At 47.3% G+C, this 16,749-nt stretch carries 8 protein-coding genes; 3 read left to right on the top strand and 5 right to left on the bottom strand.

Going from position 1 to position 16,749, the window contains the following annotated elements; translation table 11 throughout:
* Positions 1-142: 142 nt before the first annotated feature.
* The 3 genes from I5M27_RS01190 to I5M27_RS01180 all read left to right on the top strand — a co-directional run bounded on the left by I5M27_RS01190 (position 143) and on the right by I5M27_RS01180 (position 11,102).
* Complete coding sequence (locus I5M27_RS01190; protein WP_200504204.1) at positions 143-6,538, top strand: T9SS type A sorting domain-containing protein; 6,396 nt, start codon at positions 143-145, stop codon at positions 6,536-6,538.
* Between the two features lie 154 nt (positions 6,539-6,692).
* The gene (locus tag I5M27_RS01185) at positions 6,693-8,894 is read left to right on the top strand and encodes a B12-binding domain-containing radical SAM protein (protein ID WP_200504203.1); all 2,202 of its coding nucleotides are present in this window, start codon (positions 6,693-6,695) and stop codon (positions 8,892-8,894) included.
* 222 nt (positions 8,895-9,116) lie between these two features.
* A complete protein-coding gene (locus tag I5M27_RS01180; protein ID WP_200504202.1) occupies positions 9,117-11,102 on the top strand; it encodes a T9SS type A sorting domain-containing protein in 1,986 nt (661 codons plus the stop codon).
* A gap of 501 nt (positions 11,103-11,603) precedes the next feature.
* Here I5M27_RS01180 and uvrB read toward each other — a convergent pair.
* From uvrB to I5M27_RS01155, 5 genes are all read right to left on the bottom strand, one after another.
* The gene (gene uvrB / locus I5M27_RS01175; RefSeq protein ID WP_200504201.1) at positions 11,604-13,631 is read right to left on the bottom strand and encodes an excinuclease ABC subunit UvrB; all 2,028 of its coding nucleotides are present in this window, start codon (positions 13,629-13,631) and stop codon (positions 11,604-11,606) included.
* Between the two features lie 287 nt (positions 13,632-13,918).
* A complete protein-coding gene (locus tag I5M27_RS01170; protein ID WP_200504200.1) occupies positions 13,919-14,332 on the bottom strand; it encodes a YkvA family protein in 414 nt (137 codons plus the stop codon).
* Between the two features lie 46 nt (positions 14,333-14,378).
* Entirely contained in the window at positions 14,379-15,113 is a 735-nt protein-coding gene (locus I5M27_RS01165) for a shikimate dehydrogenase family protein (protein WP_200504199.1), read from the bottom strand.
* A gap of 118 nt (positions 15,114-15,231) precedes the next feature.
* Complete coding sequence (locus tag I5M27_RS01160) at positions 15,232-15,909, bottom strand: DedA family protein (RefSeq protein WP_200504198.1); 678 nt, start codon at positions 15,907-15,909, stop codon at positions 15,232-15,234.
* Positions 15,910-15,936: 27 nt separating this feature from the next.
* On the bottom strand, positions 15,937-16,746 hold the full coding sequence (locus I5M27_RS01155; protein WP_200504197.1) for a phosphosulfolactate synthase: 810 nt from the start codon (positions 16,744-16,746) through the stop codon (positions 15,937-15,939).
* Positions 16,747-16,749 lie beyond the last annotated feature (3 nt).

Here is a 16,749-nt window from a genome sequence, read left to right as displayed (position 1 = left end):
CTTCCTGCCTTGCAGGGGCCGCAAATGGCCCTGAACTACTTTTTGCAAGGCGGTGGTAGAAAAAGTTTATAGGCCCATACAACCCTATTCGCATTTTCATTGTCTGTGCCGGTAAGGAATAAATTCCGAAAGCTAACTCCTTATGCCGCACCTTATGAAAAGCCCTTCCTGTACCCGAACTTATGTAAGCTTTTTATTCTGGCTTATTTTTCTGCTAAGCCTGCTGAAAGGTACCAGCGCACAAGCGCAGGGTTTACCGGTGAACGATAATTGTGGAGGCGCCATTTCTTTAACCCCCGGAGTCACATGCAGCCCATCGAACGGGATTTCGACGGGGGCTACCCAAACCTTGCCTGCTTGTGCGGCAGGCGGCATAGCCGATGATGATGTGTGGTTTCAATTTGTAGCTACCAAAATGCGGCATGGCATCCGGGTAACCTGCAGCGCTAACTACGATGCTGTAATCGAAGTTTTTTCGGGCTCCTGCAATAATCTTACTTCCCTGATCTGTACAGATGCTACCGGCCTGGGAGCAATGGAAATGTCCCAGCCCGATAGCCTGATTCCCGGCAACACCTATTATGTGCGCGTTTACCATTACAAAGCGGGAGCTGGTTCCGGTAACTTTACCATCTGCATCTCCGACCCTTCCAACGATAATTGTGACGGCGCGGTAAGCCTTCCGGTGAATACAACGCACGTTCCTGTTTCGGGAACCATTCAGAATGCTACCGAATCTATGCCACCCTGCGGTGGCCCGGGTTATACGGCTAACGATGTCTGGTATAAGTTTAAGGCAACCGGAGTGGCGCATGATGTGGAAATTACAGCCTCTTCAGGTTTACAAATAGAAGCTCAGGTTTTAGTTGGCACCTGCAACAGCTTAAGTTCTATCCAATGCGGGGTGCAGGCAGCTTATGGGTCCAGTGCTACTATCCAACTCGCTCCTTTGGTAATGGGTCAAACTTATTTCGTCCGGCTATATGCAAACAATCATAACATCACTACCAATACGTTTACCATTTCGGTAAAAGACCGGCCCATGCCGCCCGGAGCCTTATGCGTGAATGCGCTGAACATTCCGGGTGTGCCTTTTAAAAGTGGCCTGCAAACCACCTGCGGCAGCGGCGACAACTACCGCAGCAACTTCCGGAATTATTCCCTTCCCGGCGAAGACCTGGTGTATAAACTGGAAGTTACCAATGCCCCGGTTTCTTACCTGATGCGCCTCGACCGGCCTTCGGCTACGGCCAGCAATCTATGGGTTTCGGTATTTAAAGATTGCCCAACGCCTGCCCTACAGCCTTCCAATTTTGTAGGCGAAAGTCCTCTTTCCCGGTCCGGAGTAGCCGACAGCAGCATTATTACCTTAAAAACAAACGGCACCTATTACTTTGTAGTAGACGGGCAAACCTGCGGCGATTTCCGGTTCAGTCTGAAAAATGCTCCGCCGCCCCCGGTTAATGATGAATGCATAAACGCCATAACTGTAACAGTTGGAGATACCTGCAGCTTTGTGAACGCAAGTTCGCTTTATGCCACACAATCGCGGCCAAGCTGCATCCCATCCGGAAATACTATTAATGCCTTTGCCGACGATGATACCTGGTACAGTTTTGTTGCCAAAGGCACGAAGCATCAGGTTTACGTGCAGGGAAGTTTCGAATTGTTTTCCGGCAGCTGCGGCAACCTTACTTCTATGCTTTGCTTTACCCAAGGCTCGAATACCAACCGCACTGACTTGCCCAACCTGGTTCCCGGCCAGACGTATTATTTCCGGGTTTATTTACCGGTAGCCGGAATTAGTAACTCACAGCTTCGGTTTTGCATTACCCAATTACGCGAAAACGACGACTGCATCGGCGCCATAACGTTGCCGGTTGCTCCCATAAACACCGTTCCGGTTCCGTTTGCCGGAAGCACCAAGGGCACTACGCAATCCATGCCTTCCTGCCAGTCTCCTACTATAGCTTATGCCAACGACGATGTATGGTTTAAATTTGTAGCCACTTCTCCGTACCAGCTCATAAAAGTTGTTGGTTTACCTAACAACGCAGCAACTCCGGAATTTGCATTCAATCCAGTGGTTGAGCTTTTCAGTGGCAGCTGCAATAGTCTTAATTCTTTAGTTTGTATGAACCGGTATATTAATGCCCAAAACCCAAAGGAAGAATTAAGGACAGACAACCTGACCCCGGGCAACACATATTATTTAAGAGTCTATGATTACAGGACTGATGCTACCTATGATAAATTCACCATCTCGGTACAGGAAGATTCCCCGGCGCCGGTTGGAGCAGTTTGCGCTACGGCAGTACCAGTAACGGCTATTCCTTTCAACAGCGGGCAGGTAAGCACCTGCGGCAGCCAGGATAATTACGGAAGCGATTGTCGGGGCGGAGGCTCACTACCTTTAGAAGACTATGTTTTCCGGCTGGATATTACCAATGCGCCGGTTTCTTACCAGATGACCTTAAGTTCCGGAAGTACTACTTCTAAAATGTTAAATATCTACCGGAACTGCCCCAGCCCGGCCTTTTCCCCAACGAACTGCGCCATAAACACCTTCGGTCAGCTCCTTTATACAAACCAGGCCGGTAGAGATTCCACCTCCAGCAACATCTTCAGCTTTAACACCAACGGTACTTATTACCTGGTGGTAGAAGATGCTCTCTTCCAGGGAATGGCCGCAGGAAATATCAATTGCGGAAACTTTAACCTGAAAATTAATCCGGCACCGCTGCCTCCCGGAAATGACCTGTGTGCGAATGCGATAACTTTACCGGTTTCCAATAACTGCACTCCGGTTTCAGGAACTACGATTCTTGCTACCAGTTCGGGCGCAGCCCAAAGTTGTATGGTTTTTATGAACCCCGGCGTACTGGCAAACGGCGATACCGATGTCTGGTACAAGTTCGTAGCAACAGCCTCCAGCCACAACATTACCGTGCAGGGTTTAGCTGGTTTCCAGCCTGGTATCCAGCTTTTGCAGGGCGCCTGCCCAACACCAACCATCCTGGCTTGTAATATACAACAGAGTAGTACTAATGCCCAGGTAATGTATGCAACCAATCTAACAGCAGGCAACACGTATTTCGTTAAAGTATTTGATACTGGAGGAGGTACCGGGGAATTCACGATCTGCGTAACCGATGCGCCGCCGCGTCCGGTTGGTTCTTCCTGCAGTAATCCTTTTATTATTCCGGCCATACCGTTTAACAGCGGCCTGCAAACCACCTGCGGCAAGGGAAACGATTTTGGGATGATTCAAAGCAGTTATAACTTTCCTATAAACGGCCAATCTCCCCGCTACGGCGATGGAGAAGATTATGTGTTCCAGTTGAATGTTACCAATGCTCCGGTTACGTATGCCTTTACGCTGGGCGGGAACAGCATCCGGAAAGGTCTGCGCATATTGAACCAATGCAATGGCCAGGTAACATTTATGGGGCTGAATAATCAACCTTTTATTGCAACCGGTCTGGATACTTCTGCCACCTTGCCATTCACTTTTACATCCAACGGCACTTATTATTTAGTAGTAGATACATGGCCTCAGCCTCATTGTGCCGATTTCAGGCTGAACATCCGCACGGTAAACCCGCCGGTAAATGACAATTGTGCCGGAGCCATTAATTTAACTGCCGGAAGTACCTGTGTAGCAATAGAAGGAAATATTTCCGAAGCTACTGCTTCAATTGCTCAAGGTTGTTTTAATACCACGGAAAGCCTCGGAAAAGATTTGTGGTACAAATTTACTGCTACCAGCGCCCGGAAGCTAACCGTATCGATTCAAGGCAACCCTAATTTTCACCCGCAATTAAGATTATACGCCGATACCTGTGGCAACTTGAGGCCGGTTGAATGTAATTACAATTTTAACGGCGGCAATAACTTAACCCATAGCTACTTCAACTTACCTCAGGGCGTTACTTACTACCTCCGGGTTAATACTACCGAAGTAGAAAATTATGGTACCGGCAAGTTTACGATATGCATCACGGAAGATACTACCCCGGTAAATGCAACCTGCCAGCAGGCAGTAACGGTACCGGTAAATGCTTCTGGTATTTGCAATGCTGTGAGTGGTACGATTACCGGAACGCTGCTAAATCAAGGCCTGCCGGTTTGCTCCGGGAATGCCGCCGGCAATGCCTGGTATAGATTTACGGCTACCAATGCCAACCAACGGATAAAAGTAAGCGGGTCTGCGGGTTTTGATGCGGTAGTGCAGGTATTTGGCGGAAACTGCAACAATCCGGCGCTTCTGCATTGCAGCGATAATACTTCTCTGGGTGCTACTGAAACCGTAGATGCTGCCGGGCTAACTGTTGGCGACACGTATTTTGTGCGGGTGTACCATTACGGCCCTGGCTGGGGAAGCGGCGACTTTACGATCTGCGTGCAGGAACTGCCGACGCCGCCGGTAAACGATGATTGCAATGGCGCGATTACTTTAACGGCTTCAACAACCTGCCAACCGGTAACCGGCACAGTTTTGAACGCTACCCAAACGCTGGCCGGTTGTAGCGGAGCTTCGGCGGCCGATGTCTGGTATAAATTCACGGCAATTGGCGTAGAGAACGTAATTACCGTAACCAATCCCGGTAATGCCGATCTGGTGGTAGAGTTGCTATCCGGCTCGTGCGGGGCTTTGTCTTCAGTAATGTGCCGCGACACGGCGCTGGCCGGAGGCGGAGAAATGTTAAAAGCTGTTGGCACACTCGTAGGCAGTACCTATTACGTTCGCGTTTATGCCTACAACCAGAAAACCGGAACCGGCGACTTTAGCATTTGCGTGCAAAGCAGTTCTTCCCGCGCAGTAATGCCGCTGCCACTTACCAATAGCAGTTTCTGCGCCGGGGAACAATTTATGCTTCCGTACCGGGTTTTCGGGTCGTTTCAGGCAGGCAATGAATTCCAGGCGCAGTTAAGCGATTCGTCCGGAAGTTTTACGAACCCGGTAATTGTGGGCAGCCTGATTTCCATTGATTCGGATACTTTGCTGGTACATTTGCCAGTCACCAGCAAGCAAAGTAACCTTTATAAACTCAGGCTCACCGCTTCCGGACCGGCTTATATAAGTCCCGTAATAATACCGCTAAGCATCACTTCAATACCGGCAATGCCGCAGATCGTAATGCCTCCGGAATATTGCCTGGGCGAAACAGTAGCGGCTTTGCAGGTTTCGGGCAGTAATATAAGCTGGTATTCGGATTCGCTGTTAACCAACCTGGTTCATAGCGGCCCGACTTACACCCCAATAGGTTTAACGGCTACTACCACGTATTTTATTACTCAGAAAAACGGTAGTTGCGAAAGCGTTCCGGCAAAAATGACAGTGATCATCAAGCCTTTACCAAACAGCGCTTTTAACACCCTGAACCCAACGTATTGTACTACCACGCAACCTATAAATCTGATTCCAGCTGTTCCCGGCGGGACTTTCAGCGGCAGCCTGGTATTTGGCAATACGTTTATTCCGGCGCTTCCGGGCAGTTATACTATTTCCTACACCTTAACCCGAAATGGCTGCACCTCTACTACTACCCAAAATGTGCAGGTGCTTACCGGACCGGTTGCCAACGCAGGCCTTAACAGAAATATTTGCTCCGGTGAAACAATTGCGCTCGGTACTACACCTATTCCTGGCCTGGTTTACAACTGGTCGCCAACTTCGGGCATCAGTAACCCGGCTATTGCGAACCCGAATTTTACCGCTGGCAGTTTTTTAACCCGAAACGATACCATTTTAAAGCAGCTTCTGGTTACGGATACCTTAACGGGCTGCAGCAGTACCGCGTTGGTTTCTATTATTGTGCGGGGCGTTCCGGTGGTTTCTGCCGGCTCTGACACTTTGCTTTGCGCCGGCACTGCGCCTTATGCACTGCAGGGAACCCCGGCCGGCGGAAACTGGAGCGGAAGCAGCGGAATTTCCGGCTCAGGGTTTGATCCGGCAGTTGCCGGAACCGGCTTGCATACACTGGTTTATACCTTTGCCCAGAACGGTTGCTTCGCTACTGATACCTTAAAAATCATCGTTCAGGCCAAACCACCTACCCCGGTAATTACCGCTATTAACCGCGATAGCTTAACTTCTGGAGTAGTTGCAGGAACTTATGAATGGTTACTGAACGGCATCTCTACCGGCCTAACCACCGCCGGCATCAAGCCCACGCAAAGCGGCAGCTACCAGGTAATTATCTGGAATAATGGTTGCGCTTCTGATACTTCCGTGGTTTTTGGTTTTGTAATGAACGGAATAAAACCCGGTATATCAATAGGAAAATTCAACGTATTCCCGAACCCGAGCACAGGCAGTACTACGCTTTATTTTCAGCAGCCCGGCGTTCGCAATATTTCGGTAGAAATCAGCGATGCTTTAGGGCGGCAGGTTTATAAACGCGCGTATAAAACCAACTTAGCCGGAGAGGTAACCCAGGCATTAGACTTATCGGGGCTGGCAAATGGTCTTTACCTGTTGCAGATAAATACTCCGGAGCACCGATACTATCAGAAACTGGTAATTGAAAAATAAATTCCCGGTAACCTAAAACAGAATGGACAGCTTTTAAACGCTGTCCATTCTGTTTTATACAATTCTGCTTTATAATGGGTGATGCAAGGCCTTCCTGGCCAAAAACCGGCCAAAAATGCGTAAATTTGCAGGCTAAACATTTGAATTCCAGGTTTTGAAATCTCCGGTTATCCTGCTTATTACCCCGCCGCTCACGCAGCTCAACACCCCTTATCCGGCCACGGCTTACTTAAAAGGTTTCCTGAAAAGCCGCGGTTTTAACGTGCATCAGTCGGATCTGGGGCTGGATATGGTGCTGAAAATGTTTAGCCGGAAAGGCCTGGAACGCATGTTTAACAGCGTAACCAATATTCAGAAGCTTTCCGATAATGCGCAGCGCATTTACCGCCTCCGGAAAAGTTATTTCGAAACGGTAGAACCGGTCATTAAATTTCTGCAAAACCAGGATTCTACCTTAGCCCAGCAAATTTGCTACAGCCGTTTCCTGCCGGAAGCTTCGCGTTTCGACCAAATTGGCGACCTGGAAGCAGGTTTTGGCGAACTTGGAATTACCGATAAAGCCCGGCATCTGGCCACGCTTTATTTAGAAGACATTGCCGATTTTATAATGGAAGCCGTTTGTCCGCATTTTGGCTTCAGCCGTTACGCTGAGAAATTAGGGTTAAGCGCCACGAGTTTTGAGCCGATCGAAAAAGCCCTGCACGCGCCGCTTACCATTCCCGACGAAATGCTGCTCGAAAGTTTAGATGAATTGCTTTCCGAAGTAAAACCGGATGTGGTGGGTTTTTCGGTTCCTTTTCCGGGAAATTTATTTGGGGCTTTGCTGTTGGCAAAACATATAAAAAGCGTAAATCCGGAAATAAAAACGCTGATGGGCGGCGGCTACCCGAATACCGAACTGCGTAGCCTGAACGAACCGAAACTTTTCAAATACATCGATTTTGTAACGCTCGACGACGGCGAAAGTCCGTGGCTCAGAATTCTGGAATTCCTGAACGGCGAACGCGAAATTGGGAACCTGCAACGGACTTTTTTACTTCAAAACGGTACCGTTTCTTATATAAATAACTGCACAGAAAAAGACATTTCCCATACGGAAGTTGGCACGCCCGATTATTCGGATCTGAAGCTGGATAAATACATTTCGTTTATTGAAGTGATGAACCCGATGCACCGTTTGTGGAGCGACGGCCGCTGGAATAAACTGACGGTGGCGCACGGCTGCTACTGGAAACGCTGCTCATTCTGCGACATCACTTTAGATTACATTGCCCGCTACGAAACCGCGCCTGCCACATTATTGGTAGATAGAATTGAACAGATTATTGCGCAGACCGGCCAAACCGGCTTTCATTTTGTAGACGAAGCGGCCCCGCCTTTGGCTTTGCGCGACCTGGCCATTGAACTGATAACCCGTGGCGTAAAAATCAGCTGGTGGGGCAATATCCGGTTCGAGAAAACCTTTACGCCGGATCTTTGCCGTTTGCTGGCGCTTTCGGGTTGCATTGCCGTTTCGGGTGGTTTGGAAGTAGCTTCTGACAGGCTTTTAGCGAAGATGGAAAAAGGCGTGAGCATTGCCCAGGTTGCCCGCGTAACCGAAGGTTTTACCCAGGCCGGTATTATGGTGCACGCATATTTAATGTACGGCTTCCCAACCCAGACCGCGCAGGAAACCATCGACAGCCTGGAAGTGGTGCGGCAGCTTTTTGAAAATAACGTGATCCAGTCGGGTTTCTGGCACCGGTTCTCCATGACGGCGCACAGTCCCATCGGGCGGCACCCGGAGAAATTCGGGGTGGTGAAAATTGGTCCGGAGCAAGGCAACTTTGCGTATAACGACCTCTGGCACGACGATCCGCAAGGCACCGACCACGAAGCTTTCGGAAAAGGGCTGGCGAAGGCCATTTACAATTTCATGCACGGCATCGGGCTGGAAGAAAACCTTCAATTCTGGTTCGACTTTAAAGTGCCGCGCACCACCGTTGCTAAAAACCTGATCTATAATGCCATTGCCGAACCCGGTAAATCTGATTACGAGAAACGGAACCTTCGCCTGCTTTGGTTTGGCAACGTGCCCGAAAAAACGCTAGGGTTTAAGCCGAAAAAAGTAAATGCAGTAGCAACCTGCACTTTAACCTTCTACGAAAAAGCCGAAGACTTTGAACTGGAGTTGCCGCTGGTTATCGGAGATTGGTTAATGAACATTTTCGAAAACCTTACTTCCGGAAACAGTGAACCGCTGCGCCTGAAAGAAATTGAAACCACGTATCCTGTCGAAGCGCCGCTGAGTTTTACCGCATTTTTAGATAGCGTTTGGTGGAAGCAGATCCGGGAAAAAGGTTTGTTGCTGGTGTAACCGGTTCTAAAAACAGTAACACCCTGATTATTTGCATACCAGTCAATGATGAAACCGTGTTTCGTTGGAACGGTTCTGCACGAACCTGAAAAAACACAGGTTTTAGCTTCGTTATAAAATCATTTTTTAAACAAAAAGCCTGTTTGTTTTTCGGAAAAAGTGTATATTTCCACTCTGATTCACAAAACTGAAATTTTCACTTTTTATTTATTTATCACTTTTATGAAAAAACATCTACAAGATGCCATTTCAAGCCCAAGCTTCAAGGCTTCGAAATTAAAGCGCCGGATGCTTTTAGCAGCCCTTGCTGCAGGTTCTTTTTGCGCAATGCCAGCAATGGCACAGTTGAATTACCGCCCTGCAAACTCTACTAATGTTGCTGGTACTTATACAGATTTAGGCTCTACAGGCACTATAATTACAGTAGCAAACAACGATAATGCTAACTCAGCAGCTCAGCCAATTGGCTTCACGTTTAATTACAATGGCCAAGCATTTACCCAGTTTGTATTGAATACAAATGGATATATTAAATTGGGTTCAACAGCTCCTTCTTCTGCTGCGTTATTAGACCCGATTTCGAGTACCAATTCCGCAAACACGAACATTATTGCAGCCAGCTCCTTTGTTGACTTACAGGGTGCTGCTGACCAAACTGCTAACCCTACTGAATTCCGGGTAGCAACTACGGGTACTGCTCCAAACCGTGTAACAACCATCCAGTTCGAAAACCTGGCTGATAAAGCAACTACAGTTGCAAATGCTACGGCACAATTTACAACAATGCAGTTCCAAATCAAGCTTTATGAAACAACCAACAATATCGAGCTTGTATATGGTACCTGGGTTTCAAATTCAGCAACAACTCCTGGCGGCCAACCGCTTTTAGTTGGATTAAAAGGTTCAACTGCTGCTCCAATTGATTGGGTATTGGCATCAAAGCCAAGCAGTGGTACAGCCTGGACAGCTACTACATTTGTAAACCAGGACCCTAATTTCCCAGGCGATCCAGCTTTGCATTTTGTACGTAATACGTTCTTACCAGACGCAGGCCGTACTTATCGCTTTACCCCTTTTACTTTACCTCCAAACGACCTTTCTGTTGAGGCGATTTTCTCTCAAGGTAAAGTAGCCACAGCAACTGGTACTCCGCATGTTGTAAAGGCCTTAATTAAAAACACAGGTTCTGCTGCTGCTACTAATAAAGTAATATCGCTGGATGTAACTGGAAATAATACTTTTAGCACTACAGTTACTTTAGCCTCTTTACCAGCTGGTGCAGATACTATTATTTCCTTTGCAAGCTATATGCCTGTAGCAGGTAGCGGCACTAACTTCATAGAGGTATCTGTACCAAATGATGATGTAAACTTAAACAACGCTAAAGATTTCACACAGGTAGTTTCTACTAACGCGGAAAGTTATGCTATGCAGGCTGATGCTACCACTGATCCGGTTCTTGAAACTGCTATTCCTGGCCCATTTGGTCAGACAGCTGCTGCAAATTCAGGCGTAAGGTTATCCCGTTTCTTCGCTACAAATAAAGTAAAAGTAAACAGCATGCGTGCTTATATTCCTGGCCCTGCTTTTAACCCAGCTGTATTAACTGCTACTCGTACAGTTTATGCAATTGTTGTAGATGCTAGTGGCAACGAATTGGCAAGATCAGCGGATATGGTGCTTACTGCGGCAGATGTTGACAATTTTATTACCTTCAATTTTCCAACCCCGGCAATTGTAGAAAACCAGGATTATTTCATTGGTTTAGGCTTGTTAGCTAAACCAACTGCTGTTGATTTTTCATTTCCGTTTTCTGTTCAAAATGGGGATGCAGACCGTCCTAATACTAATTTCGTAATGCCAACTCCAGGTACAACACCTGTCGCGCCTGAAGATGCAGAAGATGATTACCGTTTCTTATTCGAAGCGAATCTGACCAACATCACCGGCGTGAAAGAAGACCTGAACGCGAAACTGGTTTCTGTTTATCCGAACCCAAGCAACGGGGTGTTCAACGTATCTGCTAAAGATATGAAAGGCGGTAACCTGAACCTGGAAGTACGCGATATGCAAGGCCGTCTGGTTTACAGCGCTGCTGCTTCTAAAGATAACGCAACCATCAACCTGAAAAATGTAGCTTCCGGTGTTTACATGCTGAAAGCTTCTACTGACGCTGAAGTTGCTGTTAAACGTATTGTAGTACAATAATTGCTGCAAAAACGCTAGCTTTTTAAACTGAAAAACTCCCCGCTTCCTTCTGGAGGCGGGGAGTTTTGTTTTATGCCCGCTTTAGAAAACGCTATGGTTTCGGCCGTAAAAAGTCTGAAAAACTGTAAAAATTTTACGGGGCGAGTTTACTGACGCAAGTGTTAAGCGTCAGCGTCACGTGGGTCATAGCAACTTCAAAAAATCTTCAGACTTCGGGTATACTTCCATCTTTCCAGGCAGATTTAAACCCGTTGTTTCCGGGAAGACATCAGACTTGCAGCATTATTAGCCGTTTTCTCCAAAACTCAACTTTTTATTCATGAAAGTCTGAAGACTTTCTGAGATGGTGAGGCTCAAGTGACGCTGACGCTTAACACTTGTGCCAGAAGCCTCAGAAGTCGCAAAACGCTATGCTTTTAAAGCAAAAAACCCGGAAAAGAATCAAGTCTGTTCCGGGTTTTTAATTATAACAATTAAGCCATTTAACAATCAGCAATTCAATTAGTCGCGTTTCGTTTTCAGAATCCGGCGCAGTTCGGCTAATTCATCGCGGTATTTGGCGGCTTGCAGGAAGTCGAGTTCTTTAGCGGCGGCTTCCATTTGTTTTTCGGTTTTGCGGATCAGTTTTTCCAGCTCATCGCGTTTCATGATCGCAATAACCGGCTCTGCCGCCAGCGAAACTTCTTCCGGACCGGCATACATTTTCACTTCCGGCTTTTTAGCATCGGCAATGGAGGTTTGCTCAAAGATCTCTTCCTTCGATTTTAATACTGTGGTTGGCGTAATGCCGTGTTCTTCGTTGTAGGCCATCTGAACCATGCGGCGGCGGTTCGTTTCGTCGATGGTGCGTTGCATGGAACCCGTCATGCGGTCGGCATACATAATTACTTTGCCGCGTTCGTTACGCGCTGCCCGGCCCACAGTCTGGATCAAAGAACGCTGATCGCGCAGGAAACCTTCTTTGTCGGCGTCCAGGATGGCCACAAACGAAACTTCCGGCAAGTCCAGACCTTCACGCAATAAGTTTACCCCGATCAGCACATCGATTGTTCCAAGGCGCAATTCGCGCAGGATTTCCACCCGTTCCAAAGATTTAATTTCGGAGTGAATGTATTTTACTTTTATGTGCAGTTTTTCCAGATATTTAGAAAGCTCTTCGGCCATGCGTTTGGTAAGCGTAGTTACCAGAACCCGGTCGCCCATCTTAATGCGTTCGTCAATTTCATCCAGCAAATCGTCGATCTGGTTAGTGCTTGGGCGAATTTCAATTTCCGGATCCAGTAAACCCGTCGGGCGAATGATCTGCTCCACCACCACCCCGGCCGAACGCTGCAATTCATAATCGGAAGGCGTGGCGGAAACGTAAATGGTTTGCCGGTGCATGCTTTCGAATTCGTTGAAGGTCAGCGGGCGGTTATCCATGGCGGAAGGCAAACGGAAACCGTATTCTACCAGCTGGGTTTTACGCGCCCGGTCGCCGCCCCACATGGCCCGCACCTGCGGAATAGTAGCGTGGCTTTCGTCGATCACCATTAAATAATCGGAAGGAAAATAATCGAGCAAACAGAACGGCCGGCCGCCGGGCTGCCTCCGATCGAAGTAACGCGAATAGTTCTCGATACCGGAGCAATAACCCAGTTCGCGGATCATTTCCAGGTCAAATTCGGTGCGTTCTTTTATGCGTTTGGCTTCCACAGCACGGCCTTCTTTCTCGAAATATTCGTGCTGGGCCACCATATCGAACTGAATTTCTTTAATGGCCTGCTGCAAGGTATCCTTGCCGGTTACGAACAGGTTTGCCGGGTAGAGCGCAATGCTGCTTTCATCGCCAATCTTTTTCCCGCTGGACGGGTCGATCCGCTGGATGGCTTCAATTTCATCGCCGAAGAAATAAATGCGGTACGCGAAATCGGCGTAGGCCGGGTAAATATCTACCGTATCGCCTTTCACTCTGAAAGTTCCGCGCGTAAATTCGGCTTCGGTGCGGCTATAAAGGATCTGCACAAAAGAATAAAGCAGGTTGTTGCGGCTGGCGCGCTGCCCGGCCGAAATAAAGATCACATTCTTGCCAAATTCTTCGGGGTTGCCAATACCGTAAATGCACGAAACCGAAGCCACCACAATAATGTCGCGCCGGCCCGAAAGCAAGGCTGAAGTGCAATGCAAACGCAGCTTTTCGATCTCTTCGTTTATGGCCAGATCCTTTTCAATGAAAACATCGGAAGAGGCAATGTAGGCTTCGGGCTGGTAATAATCGTAATAGGAAATAAAATATTCTACGGCATTCTCGGGAAAGAAAGATTTAAATTCGCCGTAAAGCTGCGCGGCCAGGGTTTTATTGTGGCAAAGCACGAGCGTAGGTTTGCCGGTATTTTTAATGACGTTGGCTACGGTAAAAGTTTTACCGGTACCGGTGGCACCGAGTAAAGTCTGGCTGGGTTCGCCGTTCAAAACGCCTTCCGTTAACTGCGCAATGGCTTTGGGCTGGTCGCCGGTCGGTTGAAATTCAGATGTTAATTTAAAATCCATTCAGGCTGATTTAATCTGGTAAAGATAGACAAATGATAACATTCCGGCAGCGCTAATAGTTTGCTAACACATACTTTTTTGCCCTGAAAGGCTACCGTTTTTGTCTGAATTCGGATTCGTCCGATTCATGGAGTATTGGATGTATACCTACTTTTTTCACGGTTGCTTTTCTGAAGGATTGATTTCATAAAAATGAAATGGAACAAAAATGACATCTCTTAAGGATCCCAAAATCCAATAATCGGACAAATCCAATTCAGACAGCCAGGAATGAATCGCCCTGAAAGTTACAGACTTTCGGAAGGTTTGGGTTCGTGGAAGAATTTATAGAAAAGCATAACGGCAACTGCGGCTACCAGGAGCCAGGTAAAAAATACGATCATCCAGGCGTAGCGCAGTTTTGGTTTGTTGCTGTGAAAAAGCTCCTGCGCTTTGGCGCGGCATTCCTGCAAAACCGAAACCGGAATAAGGCGAACGGAAAGTGCAATGCCGGCCGGAACGATCAGCAAATCGTCTAAAAAACCGAAAACCGGCACAAAATCCGGGATCAGATCTATGGGGCTGAGGGCGTAACCAATGGTAATGGCAATGATGATTTTGGCTACCCACGAAACTTCCGGATGCTTGTAGGCTAAATACAGCGCGTAAATTTCGGTATTCAGGTGGCGGGCTTTTTCGCGAAGTTTTTGCAGCAATTTCATAACCCGTGTACGCAAAAAACCTGCTCAAAGCCAACATGTCAACGCATCAGCTGTTCCAGATCTGCCAGGCGGCTTCGGCCTGCAGCACCAGCATTTCGTAGCCGTTCTTAGTTTTAGCGCCCTTTTCCATAGCGTTTTTCATAAACAGCGTTTCTTCCGGATTATAAACCAGGTCATAGAGATAATGCTTTGCGGTCAGGTTTTGGTAAGGAATTTCGGGACAGGTTTCAGTATTCGGGAAAGTACCCAGCGGCGTGGTATTGATGATGAGCTGATGCGTTTCCATAATTTCCGGACCAAGCTCAGCATAACTTAACTGACCGTTTTCAGGATTTCGGGAAACGATTTTAAAAGGAATATGCAACTCCTGAAGCGCTGCCTGCACTGCTTTGGAAGCCCCGCCGGTTCCTAAGATCAACGCTTTTACAGCCGTTAATTCCTGGAGAAAGTTTTGGAGCGAATCGCGGAAACCAATATAATCGGTATTGAAGCCGGTGCATTTTCCGTTCGTAATTTTAACCGTATTTATGGCCCCAATTTTTGCTGCTACCGGATCAATTTCATTCAGAAACGGCAAAATAGTTTGCTTATGCGGAATGGTTACGTTCAACCCTTTCAGCCCAGGATTTTGCCTTAAAAAAGCAGGAAAATCAGCAATGTCCGGAAGCTCGAAAAGCTCATACCCGGCATCTGTAATGCCTTCGCACAGAAACTTTGCGGTGAAATATTTCCCGGAAAACGAATGTCCCAAAGGATAACCAATCAACCCGAATCTGCGCATAAGACTTCTTTTAACGTTGCTGCAACTGCTACAAAAATAAAAAGGCGGAACCAGATCCCGCCTTTTACTTCTTACTTTTTCGTTATAAAACTATAGCGTTTTAATCCTGACCTTTTATTTACGCATTCACTTTTTTGCGGGCAAATTTATGCTTGGCAACTTCGTAAAGCGGCGGTAAAACGGATAAGATGATAATGGCAAAAATTACCAGCGTAAAATTCTTTTTCACGGCCGGAATGTTGCCGAACAAATAACCGGCAATTACAAAACCGGCTACCCAGATAAACCCGCCTACAATGTTGTAAAGCAGAAATTTTGCGTAACGCATGGTGCCAACGCCGGCAATAAAGGGCGCAAACGTGCGGATAATGGGAATAAAGCGCGCGAAAATAATCGTTTTACCGCCGTGCTTGTGGTAGAACATTTCGGTTTTTTCTAAATATTCGCGCTTCAGAAAACGGTAATCTTTTTGAAACACCTTTGGCCCAAACCAGTTTCCGATCGCGTAATTAAGCGTATCGCCCAGAAAAGCCGCAATAAAAAGCAAACCGATCAGGTAAAAAACATTAAAAGGTCCATCCACCTGCTGCCCGTTAATGATCTGCGGAGCGGCAAATGCACCAGCGGCAAACAGCAACGAATCGCCGGGCAGGAATGGCATAATCACCAGGCCGGTTTCCACAAAAATTATTAAAAACAGGATGGCATATGCCCAAACGCCGTAATTGGTAATGATCTCCGTTAAATGCACATCTAAGTGCAGAATAAAATCGATCAGGTACTTGATAATTTCCATGGAATTTTCCGGAGATAATTGAATGCTTTAGTCTAATTTCTGGGTTACGCCGTTAAATTTCGGGGCAACGTCTTTGCCCTGGTTCAGGAAATGGCTAAAGGTATCGCCACGTAAACCTAAACGGATCGTTTCTAAAGGCACCACTTCGCTCGGCGCAATATTACCCAGGTTCACGTTAGCACCCAGCAATTTGATAAAGAACACCTGCTGCGATTTCTGCGGGGCTTCCCACAGAATTTTTTCGAAAGGTACTTTGGTTAAGATCTCTTCTACCAGACCGCTGCGAACTTCGCCGGTGCTGCGGAACAAACCAACGTTACCGGCTTCGCGGGCCTCCCCGATCACTTTCCAGCTTCCGGCTTCCAGTTCGTCGAGCATCAGCTTGATCCACTTATAAGGCGGAATGATCTTTTCGGCATCTTTAGAACCTACCTCCGAAAGTACGGTTACCTGCTCAGATAAGGTGCGGATATAATCCAGCTTCTGGCCGTGCTCCATCTCAATAGAACCATCCGAAACCTCGGCGTATTCCATTTTATATTTATCGAGCACGCGGCGGTAATCTTCAAACTGGTTGCGCACAATAAACGCTTCGAATAACGTGCCGCCAAAATAAACCGGAATTCCGGCTGCTTTATAAGCGTCGAGTTTTTTCTGCAGATTGGGTACCACATAAGAAGTTGCCCACCCCAGCTTTACGATATCTACATAATTGCCGGCAACTTCAATAAAATCTTCTACTTCGCGAACGCTCAGACCCTTATCCATGGCCATGGTATAGCCTTTTTCTCGTGGCTTCGGATCGCGTTCCGGCAGGTCTTTCAAAAAATAATTCATGTA

The organism is Adhaeribacter terrigena (genome assembly GCF_016623615.1).
Classification (GTDB): domain Bacteria; phylum Bacteroidota; class Bacteroidia; order Cytophagales; family Hymenobacteraceae; genus Adhaeribacter_A; species Adhaeribacter_A terrigena.
This window is presented reverse-complemented; position numbering and strand designations above follow the sequence as displayed.